General features: G+C 73.0%; 3 protein-coding genes. 2 read left to right on the top strand and 1 reads right to left on the bottom strand.

Annotated elements, in window-relative coordinates; genetic code table 11:
* Together ABT041_RS38945 and ABT041_RS38940 are read left to right on the top strand one after the other, a co-directional pair.
* A partial coding sequence (locus tag ABT041_RS38945) for a CBS domain-containing protein (RefSeq protein ID WP_351193894.1) occupies positions 1–270 on the top strand: 270 nt, incomplete at its 5' end.
* Between the two features lie 220 nt (positions 271–490).
* Positions 491–1,084, top strand: coding sequence for an Rv1733c family protein (locus ABT041_RS38940; RefSeq protein WP_351193891.1), 594 nt, complete (start codon positions 491–493; stop codon positions 1,082–1,084).
* A gap of 57 nt (positions 1,085–1,141) precedes the next feature.
* Here the strand turns inward: ABT041_RS38940 and ABT041_RS38935 are convergent.
* On the bottom strand, positions 1,142–1,494 hold a 353-nt coding region (locus ABT041_RS38935; RefSeq protein ID WP_351193889.1), incomplete at its 5' end, for a DUF4389 domain-containing protein.

Here is a 1,494-nt window from a genome sequence, read left to right as displayed (position 1 = left end):
ATCACCGACCGGGACATCGTGGTGAAGTGCCTGGCCAAGGGCAAGGACCCGCACCACATGACGGCCGGACTCCTCGCCCAGGGCAAACCGATCACGGTCGACGTGGACGCCGACAGCGAGCAGGTGCTGCGCACGATGCAGGACCACCGCATCCGCCGCGTGCCCGTGATCGACGACCACCGCCTGGTCGGCATGATCAGCGAGGCGGACCTGGCCCGGAGCCTTCCGGAGGAACGGGTGGGCCACTTCGTCGAGGAGATCTGCCGCTGACAGCACCGGAACCGTGGCGCGGTGAGCCGGTCGGCCCCACCGCCCCCTCGGAAGCTGCGCCACCCGACCCCGCGGGCGGACGATGGGGTTACGGAGTCGGACCGCCCCCGTCGCCCGGTCTCGGATCCGGGCATGGCCCCACGACTTCGGAACGGAGCTCGGCACCACCCGCTGAGCGGTGTCGCGGAGCCTCGGTCGGCCCCACGACGGGAGGTGCGGCATGTCTCACCAGGAGTCTTCGAGCAGCGGGTCCATCCCGCCGGCGCGAGGATCCCGCGGGCGTGCCGTCTTCGCCCTCGTCCTGATCATCGCCGTGGTCTGCGGCGCCGTGGCCGGCGGAAGGATGTGGGACGCCGGAGCGAGGGCCGATCGCGCACTCGCCGCCCACCGTCATCAGGTGCGGGCGACCACCACAGGGCCGGCCGAGGAGACACCCGTCGCGGCCAGGTACGGCACGAAGCCGCAGGCCCTCGCTCCGGCGGTGTGGGAACAGCCGGCGCACGTCCGCCGCTCCGGGACGATCCACGTCCCGCCGAAGACACCTCCGGGCCGCACCGTGACGATCTGGGTGGACGACGCCGGGTCGCCCGCCCGGCCCCCCGGCGGCACCGCGGACCGCGCACTCACCGCCCTCTCGGGCGGTATCGCGGTGGCAGGTGCCGTCGGGGTGACGGGAGCCGGCGTGGTCCTCCTCGTACGGCGGCGGAGCGAAGGCCACCGGCTCGCTGCCTGGGAACGGGAGTGGGAGCGGGTGGAACCCGTGTGGTCCGGCCGCCTGCGCCGGGGCAGTGATGCCGGGGGCGACGACGACTGACCGCGGTGCCGGCCGGACCGCACTGGGTCCGGGCACCACCCCTGCCCCGGCGGTCCGTCAGCGCATGGCATCCACGGCCGGCTCGTGACCACCCTGGTCGAGGCGGAAGGGCGGATAGACGTCCGTCATCAGGCTCGCGTAGGCGGCGACGCGCAGGACCCAGCGGTTCAGGCCGACGATCAGGGCGAACAGATCGCGCGGATAACGCTCGGTGAAGGCCAGGGCGAAGCCCGCGATGAGGGCGAGCAGGGTGATCAGGCCGCCGCTCCACCAGCCGACGCGCGTGCCGCCGGTGAAGAAGGCGATCACCAGGTAGTGGGGGATGGCGAGCAGCCACCATTTGACCAGGACCTGCGAGCGGGAGAGCCGCTCCGGGTGGGAGATGTCGAGCCGGGCCGGGTAGTCGGGTT

The organism is Streptomyces sp. NPDC002825 (assembly GCF_040295385.1).
GTDB lineage: Bacteria > Actinomycetota > Actinomycetes > Streptomycetales > Streptomycetaceae > Streptomyces.
Note: the sequence above shows the minus strand (reverse complement) of the source record. Positions and strands in the feature narration are given on the sequence as shown.